Here is a 7,471-nt window from a genome sequence, read left to right on the forward strand (position 1 = left end):
AAAGACGAAGCGTCACGGGGTGAACACCCAGACGCTTCGCGGCCTTTGAGAGTCGAAGAAGTTCCACGCGATCACTCTACGATCACTGAAGATTCCTAATCAAACCGGTGAGCCTGGTCAACGTGTTAGGTGAAGCGGCGGTGTTGCGCACGAAGCTATGGCAGTACGTTCGCGAGCAGGCCGACACCGGGCACCTGAAGGCGATCGAGGACGGCCAAGCCCCCGGGCCACCCGCCCTGACAGCACCGCACCGCGACCATCACGAACTTGGCGGCCGCCGCGCACCCGCAAAAACCATTGCTTGGGCTTTAACCTATACTTTGTTGCTTATGGGAGTTTTTGGTGGGCGCGGTGCGCGCTGGGTGGGTCACGTGCGTCAGGATCCGGTGTTGGTCTCCCCGTTACTCCTGACGCTGCTTCTTTTTGTCCTCGAAGTATTGACGCCGCCCGAAGTAGCCGTCGCTCGGCTGCTTCCCGTCGTGCCCGCGCTCGCGGCGGCGCTGTGGGCGGTGGTACCCACGCTGGTCCTCGGGCTGGTCTGTCTGGTGGGGGTCGCGCTCTACGCTGTCGCGACGTCGGATCATTCCCACTGGTTCACTGCAGGAGCCATCGGTGCGGTCACCGTAGCCGCCGCGTATGCGAGCCATCTGCGCCTGCAGCGTGAGGCCACCCTCACCGAGGTCCGCACCGTGGCCGACACCACGCAGGAGGTTCTCCTGCGGCCCATCCCGCGCCGTGTCGGCCCCTTGGAGATCGCCACCCTGTACCTGACCCCCACCCCGCACGCACGGATGGGCGGGGACTTCTACGCCCTGGCCGACACCCGGCACGGAATCCGGCTGGTCATCGGCGATGTCCGGGGCAAAGGACTGCCCGCCGTCGTCGTGGCCGCGGCCGTGCTCGGCTCGTTCCGGGAAGCAGCCTACGAGGCCACCGACCTCGCCCAGCTCGCCAAACGCCTGGAGGCCACGTTGCTCCGCGGCGACGCGACCGCCCTCGCCCAGGGAGACCCCACCGAACTCTTCGCCACCGCCGTACTCGTGGAAATCCCCCGCCGCGGCAGCCACGCCACGATCTTCAGCTGCGGCCACCCCCCACCCCTGCTCGCGCGTCACGGCGACATCGACACCCTCGAGACAGACGATCCCGCCCCGCCCCTGAATCTCGGCAGCCTGCTCACCGTCCCCTGCCGCCCCCAACGATTTGCCTTCCGGGCGGGTGACCACCTGCTGCTCTACACCGACGGCGTCACCGAAACCCGCGACTCGACCGGAGCATTCTTCCCCCTCGCCGCCTGGGCACAGGAGCAGCTGACCACAGCACCGCGGCAAGCCCTGAACAGCCTCCACCACGCCCTGCTCAAACACAGCGGCAACAACCTCGACGACGACATCGCCGCCATCGCCATCCGCAAAACCGACTGACCGCATCCCGCGACCCCGGCCACCCCGCCGCACGGCCAGCCGGAGCGATAGCCCACGACTCCAAGCTCTGCTTGTCACTCGGCGACGGCAAGGCAGTAGCCCAGGAACCGCATCTGGATGACGTCGATCGCGTACTCGACGTGTTGGATGTCGAGGAGGCCGTCACGGGCCCGGTGGCCGGACGCCAGGTGCACGGGTGGCAGCGCAGGGTGGCGATCCGCTCGTAGCCGGAGCCGTGGACCAGGGCGGCTATCACGTGCTCGAGACAGCAGGCACATCATGTGCACCCGACGACCGATCAGGACTCGGCATGATGGCAGCACACAAGGTTGCAGACAGGACAGGAAGTAAAGGGTGACCGCGGAGCAGAGAAAGGACGATCACGGTGCGGCGCCGATCATGGTCACGCTGCCGGGCGGTCATGAGATCCGGGCACGGCTTCATGCCCGGCGCCAGACGAAGGACGGCTGGCGATACCAGGTGGGAGTCCTCATATGGCAGGACGCCGCCGATGGCGGTGTGGAACCGGTCGAGCACCGAGCCTGGGTGAGCCCGGCCCACGCACGCCCCGTCCCTGGCATCTCCTACGAACACGTGCCCACCCGCCGTGCGTCCCAGACAGGCAGTACTCCGCCGCGTAAAGGCCAGCCGGCCTGGACAGTCCAGCACCTGCCCCACCGCCCCGGCCTCCCAGGCGCCACCCTCATCCATGTCATCGGCTGCACACCCAGCGCCCAGACGCTCGACCGGGAACAAGCACTCACCGCACTCCACCAGCCCCGCGCAGCGGCATGTAGAGAATGCGGAGCAGCCGGATCCCTCACTGACCGCAAAGAGCCCCCCGCCCAAGAGGCACAGGCGCCGACGCCCCCACGCGACCCAGACTGAGCCGCCAAATACCCACGACCAACGAGAAAGGAAACCCTGAACGTCGAGCAACAACGATGAACGCGCGGACGGCGTCAGGCAGTGCTCCCGGCAGGACTCGAACCTGCGGTCAGACGCTTTAGAAGGGCGCCCGCTGTTTGCTCAGAACAGTGCCAGGCCCTCACTGCTGGTGTCCGCGATGACTGGCCGGAACCGGGTGGGGAGGTCGTCCAGGCGGTCGGGTCCGGCCGCGGCGGCCACGGCCGGGGCGGTTTCGGCCAGCCAGGTGCTAAACCGCTTGGCGGCTTCACGGTAGGGGACTTGCGTCAGGACGCGGTGCTCGCCGGAGGGGCAGAAGTCGACGGCGACAGTGAGCAGGCAGGAACGGGGCGCGTTCTGGCTGCCCGTCCAGGACACGCGCAGCACACCACAGGGTTTGCGCGCGCGGGAGCCGCGGGGGTCGCGGTGGGTCGGGCGCAGTGATCGGCAGGCTATGTAGGCGGTCCATGCGGCGAGGTGTGGCAGTGGGAGGGTGGTGCGGGTGCGGCAGCCGGGGCAGCGGTGCCAGTGGTGGAGCCAGTCGGTGGTGTGGGTGTCAAAGAGGCGCGTGTAGTGGTTAGCCACGCGGATGTCGTTGCTGTACAGGTGGTCGGGTCGTTCTTGTGTGTTGCAGGAGTGGCAGACGGGGGCGCGGACGTAGCCGTGTTCGTGGCAGTGGTCGAGTACGGCGGCGGGTGCGGTGCGGCAGATGGCGCAAATCCACTCAGCCACCTTGCGGGAGATGCCGGGTTTCCTGCTGAGTGCCGAGTACAGGTGGTCTTTTAGTTCTCCGTTGTACGAGCGCGGTGCGGTGGTCGGGCAATGGGGGCTCGTCGTCTGTCGACCGTCGGCGGCTCGGGTCTGCCGGTGGTGGGAGGGCGGCTCGGTGGCGGCTGTGCTCTTCTGGCGGGTCCGTGCGGCTTGCAGCCACTGCGTTTCGGTGTACTCGGCCGCGTCCAGCAGTCTGACCACGGCGCGCGGCAGCCACCATGTCCGCCATGTCCGCGCCGTGTGGTCGCGGGTTTGTTCCACGAGTATCCGCCGCCAGTCGATTCCCGCCAGATGGTGCGGCCGACCGCCTTCAGGTTGTGCTGCCCGCTCGGGGTCGCCCAGCTCCTGCAGTTCCCGGGTGATGCGCTGGCGCCATCGCAGCGGCGTTTTGTCATTCTGCTTCTGCTTCGGCGCGCCACGGAACGGACCGATGCGGACCAGGTCCTGGCGGTCCATCTCAACCGCGTTCAGTTCCGCTGCCGCCCGGCGCACCTCAGTCTCCGGAACACTCCACTGGCCGCCGCTTGCCTTCACCGTCGCCACCACACGGCCGCCGAGCAAGACGTACCCCGCCCGGGCATTGGCAGGAGAGCAGGTGAACGCCGCAGAAGCCGTCGGCACAGCGCTGTCGGTCGTCAAGTCGGCCCACAGAGCATCCGCGGCGTCCAGAGTGATCAGGCCGCCCCTACGGCCCGGGATGACACGCTCTGACATACCGACAGGCTAACGGCCGACACCGACACACTGATAGTCGGTGATCGACACGCTGCTGGAGCAGGACGGTAAGGGAAGCGGGTGTGGTCCAGGGGCCGGGTGCGGAACACGCTCAGCTCCTCGTCGAGTCCGTCGCAGATCCGGGAGACCTCGGACTTGGAGATGCCGGTGTCCGAGCCCAAGGCCTTGACTAGGTCGTCCACGCTGCAATTGGATTGTGCGACATCCCGGACACCAGCCGCAAAGTACGGCGTCGGCATGGACCGTTTGCCGACGTTGATTCTCGACGCGGGTTCTCGACAGTGCCGACCTGCGGCTTCTCCCGGATGAGGCTGAGTGTCACAGACCCTCGTTTTCCCGTACTTCGTGCAAGCACGCTGCACTGCGCGTGCCCTCCAGCACGCTGACCAGCGAGGAAACCTCTACCTTGCGGCCTGGGTCACGGATAGGAGTCCGGGGCCGCGTACAGGCATCGGCGCTCGCGGCCCCTGCGCTCTCGCGTCCGGCGCCCGGATTACGTGCGTTTATCGCAGGTCGGAGCCACGGTCCGCGCGGCTATATCGGTCACTTACCCACGGGGAATCGTGAGTTCTCCGTGCGTAAGACGTCCCGTGTCTTCCCTGCAGGTATCGCCTTCGGGGCCCTACTGCTCACCCTCCGCCATGGCGGCCGCGGTGCTCAAGGCCCGTCCGGAGGGTGCCGCCCGAAGGTCGTGCGGCGAAGCCGCTCCGCACCGTAGGCGGAATCTGCGGTGACCCAGGCGAAGGGGAGGGGTGCGGCCAGGGCCCGCTCAATCATGGCGCGGGCGAGGTCGTTCTTGGTGGTGAAGCCGCGTCCGTCGGGGATGCGGGCCGCTTGGCAGCGTTCGCGGTCGTCGGTCCAGGACTTGGGCATGTAGAGCTCGCGGTCGACCAGGCGTGGCCGCGGGTGGTGGCGTAGGCGGCGAAGACGCCGATTTCGCAGTTCTCGGTCCGACCGGCGGTGCCGGAGTACTGGCGCTGGACCCCGGCGGAGGTGGTGCCCTTCTTCACGAAGCCGGTGTCACGATCAACACCCCGTCTGCTTCGTCGAGTTGCTCGGTGACGTATGCCTGCAGGTCGTCGGCGTCCCAGCGGCTCTTGGACAACAGGTGCTGGAGGCCGTCGGGGGTGGCATGGCCGGCGTATTCGGCGAGCTGCCAGCTGTTCTTGCGGCCGACTGGGCCGAGGAGCCCCCATACGTAGTCCCGCATCCGGCGCCGGGCTTCCACCCGAGTGAAGCGGGCTCCGGTCCGCAGGAAGAGTTCTTCGAGTTCTTGGTCCCATGCGCTGGTCGGCATGTCGCTGATCACGACGGTGGACCGTCCCGGACGCTGTCACTACATGCGGCGCGGGCACACGTTCGCGGGACGGCCCGTCCAAGACCGTCCCGCGACCGCCACGCACCCGCTACACTCCTCGCCGTCAGGCCGTTGACCAGGGAAAATCTAGAAGTCCTGCTGGAGTACTAGGTGCCGGGGCGTCCTTCGTCTGCGAGCCGAGGCCCGTCGCCCGGCACCTCACGCCCGACCCAGAAGCGATGTCCCGGCGAGCGTCTCTGACGCGTAAATAGAACTTGGTCAGCGGTGATGTGGGCAGGTCTGGAACCCGGCGGTCCGTGTGGATCGTCGGGTGGGACCGGGACTGCGTTGTCAGACTGCGGCGTCGATGGGGTTGAGGGTGACGCGGTAGCCGAGCTGGTTGAGCCGGTTGATGGCCTGACGGGTGGCGCGTTCGGGGTCGCGCCGGGTGAAGTAGTCGCCGCCGAGCTCGTGATAGGGCTTGTGATCGGTGAGCATGTGCCAGACCGCGATGATGATGGAATGTTCAACGGCGACGAGGGCCTTGAGCGGGCCGCGGCGAGCGGCCAGGCGCTTGTAACGGGCCTGCAGATAGGTGCCCTTGGATCTCGTCACGCTGAACGCCGCGGTGCCAAGGGCGCCCTTCAGATAGGGGTTGCCGGGCCGGACCTTCGTGTTCTTGGTGCGGCCGGCGGACTCGTGGTGGCCGGGGCATACCCCGGCCCAGGACGCGAGGTGCTTGGCGGAGGCGAACCGGGTCATGTCCCCGCCGGTCTCCGCGATGATCACCTCGGCGGTGGCCTGGTTGATGCCGGGGATGGTGTCGAGCAGGTCGAGGGCGCCCCGAAAGGGGGCCATCGCCTCCTCGATCCGCCTGGTGACCTGGTCGATCATGGCGGTGAGCCGGTCGTACTGGCCCAGATACAGACGGACCAGGAACGCATGGTGCTCGCGGAACCGCCCGGTCAGGGCCTCAGTCAGCTCAGGGATCTTGTTACGGAGCTTTCCCTTGGCCAGCTCCGCCAGGACCTGCGGGTCGCGCTCTGCGGCGGTGAGGGCTTCGAGCATGGCTCGGCCGGATACACCCATGATGTCTGAGGCGACCGCGGAGAGCTTGATCCCCGTGTCTTCCAGCAGTTTCTCCAGGCGTTGGACCACCCGGCCGCGTTCCCGGGTGAGGGTGGTGCGGGCCCGTGTCAGGTCCCGCAACTCGCGCACCGGTTGAGGCGGGACGAACGAAGGGCGGACCAGGCCGTGGGCGCCGAGCTGGGCCAGCCAGGCTGCATCCGAGACGTCGGTCTTGCGGCCGGGCAGGTTCTTGACCTGCCGGGCGTTGACCAGGATCACGTTCAAGCCCTCGGCCAGCACGTAGTAGTAGGGCTTCCAGTAGTCCGACGTCGCCTCGATCACCACCAGCGTCACCTGCGCGGCGAGCAGGTGGTCCCGCAGGGCGAGCACTGCGTTCGTCGTCGATCCCCACGTGGTCGTCTCGGTCGTAAACGACCCCCGGCGCTTCGTACTCGGCGTCCGGATGCACGCCTTCGCGTCCTTCTTGCTTATGTCCACACCCGCGCAGCGTTCATGCAGCACGTCCACGGCCCGCTCCTTCCATCCGTGAAGGGCCAGGAGGAACGCCGTTCCGGGAGGGCCAGGGTGGATCAGGAATTCTGACGCACGTGCTTACCGCAACACTCCACGGTTCCCGTGGTCGGCCCTCAGCACCATGCTGACTGGCGAGCTGCACAGCATCACAGAGACATCGGTTTCAACCGGAACGAACACCCCATGATCCCGCACGGGGCCTACCCCTCGTCAGGGCTCACAGAAGCACCCCCAGCGCGCGCCCGGATTTACTGTTCCCCCGGCGCGCACCGAAGGTGCGCTGGACTGCTGACTGGCTTAGCGAGCCTGAGCGTTGCTCAGCCTTGGGAGCCAATCGCCTTCGTGCCCTGGTACTGAACGACAGGAGCCGCCAGCCCGCGTGGCACGTCCCTCCGGACGCTGGTCGACCGTGCCGCAAGACCCAACCGAGGAGGGTGCGGGCGTCGCCTGGGCGCCGGGCGTGCGCGTAGCACTCTGCCACAGGTTCACTACGCTTCGCTAATCCAACTGGTGAGCCTTCGAACTGGTGGGGCTCGCCGGGCCCAGGATGTGCAGGCAGCCGTCAGCCCCGTGCGCTCGATGTCGCTTCCAGGAAGACCGGGTTGGTCAGCGCGGCCATGGGACCGAACATCAAGGCCGCCCCCATGGTGTTGCCCTGACCCGGGCTGCCGTCCGGCATCGGGTGACGCACCTCGGCGCGTACGTACGCCGCGAGTGAGGCGGTCGTCCGCCACAC

The 7,471-nt window shown here is 67.4% G+C and carries 5 protein-coding genes and 2 pseudogenes; 2 read left to right on the forward strand and 5 right to left on the reverse strand.

All coding sequences use genetic code 11. The features are described from left to right. Window positions 1–107 precede the first annotated feature (107 nt). On the forward strand, window positions 108–1,424 hold the full coding sequence (locus ABZ904_RS49850) for a PP2C family protein-serine/threonine phosphatase (RefSeq protein ID WP_361005965.1): 1,317 nt from the start codon (window positions 108–110) through the stop codon (window positions 1,422–1,424). Window positions 1,425–1,823: 399 nt separating this feature from the next. Then, complete coding sequence (locus ABZ904_RS49855; protein WP_361005968.1) at window positions 1,824–2,312, forward strand: DUF6233 domain-containing protein; 489 nt, start codon at window positions 1,824–1,826, stop codon at window positions 2,310–2,312. A gap of 141 nt (window positions 2,313–2,453) precedes the next feature. Here ABZ904_RS49855 and ABZ904_RS49860 read toward each other — a convergent pair whose 3' ends face one another. From ABZ904_RS49860 to ABZ904_RS49880, 5 genes and pseudogenes are all read right to left on the reverse strand, one after another. Continuing rightward, the gene (locus ABZ904_RS49860; RefSeq protein WP_361005962.1) at window positions 2,454–3,815 is read right to left on the reverse strand and encodes an endonuclease domain-containing protein; all 1,362 of its coding nucleotides are present in this window, start codon (window positions 3,813–3,815) and stop codon (window positions 2,454–2,456) included. Between the two features lie 68 nt (window positions 3,816–3,883). Next, window positions 3,884–4,018: pseudogene (locus tag ABZ904_RS49865) on the reverse strand (transposase); the annotation flags it as partial. A 475-nt stretch (window positions 4,019–4,493) separates the two neighbouring features. Then, window positions 4,494–4,846 (reverse strand): annotated as a pseudogene (locus ABZ904_RS49870) (transposase). Then, window positions 4,843–5,133 (reverse strand): transposase, encoded by a 291-nt coding sequence (locus ABZ904_RS49875; protein WP_361830843.1) that lies wholly within the window; start codon window positions 5,131–5,133, stop codon window positions 4,843–4,845. Before ABZ904_RS49875 ends, ABZ904_RS49870 begins: the two are co-directional and overlap by 4 nt. 351 nt (window positions 5,134–5,484) lie before the next feature. After that, window positions 5,485–6,729: an IS110 family transposase gene (locus ABZ904_RS49880; RefSeq protein WP_361830846.1), complete on the reverse strand. Its 1,245-nt coding sequence runs from the start codon at window positions 6,727–6,729 to the stop codon at window positions 5,485–5,487. Window positions 6,730–7,471: the final 742 nt, after the last annotated feature.

This window comes from Streptomyces sp. NPDC046900, assembly GCF_040644975.1.
In the GTDB taxonomy this organism is placed as follows: Bacteria; Actinomycetota; Actinomycetes; order Streptomycetales; family Streptomycetaceae; genus Streptomyces.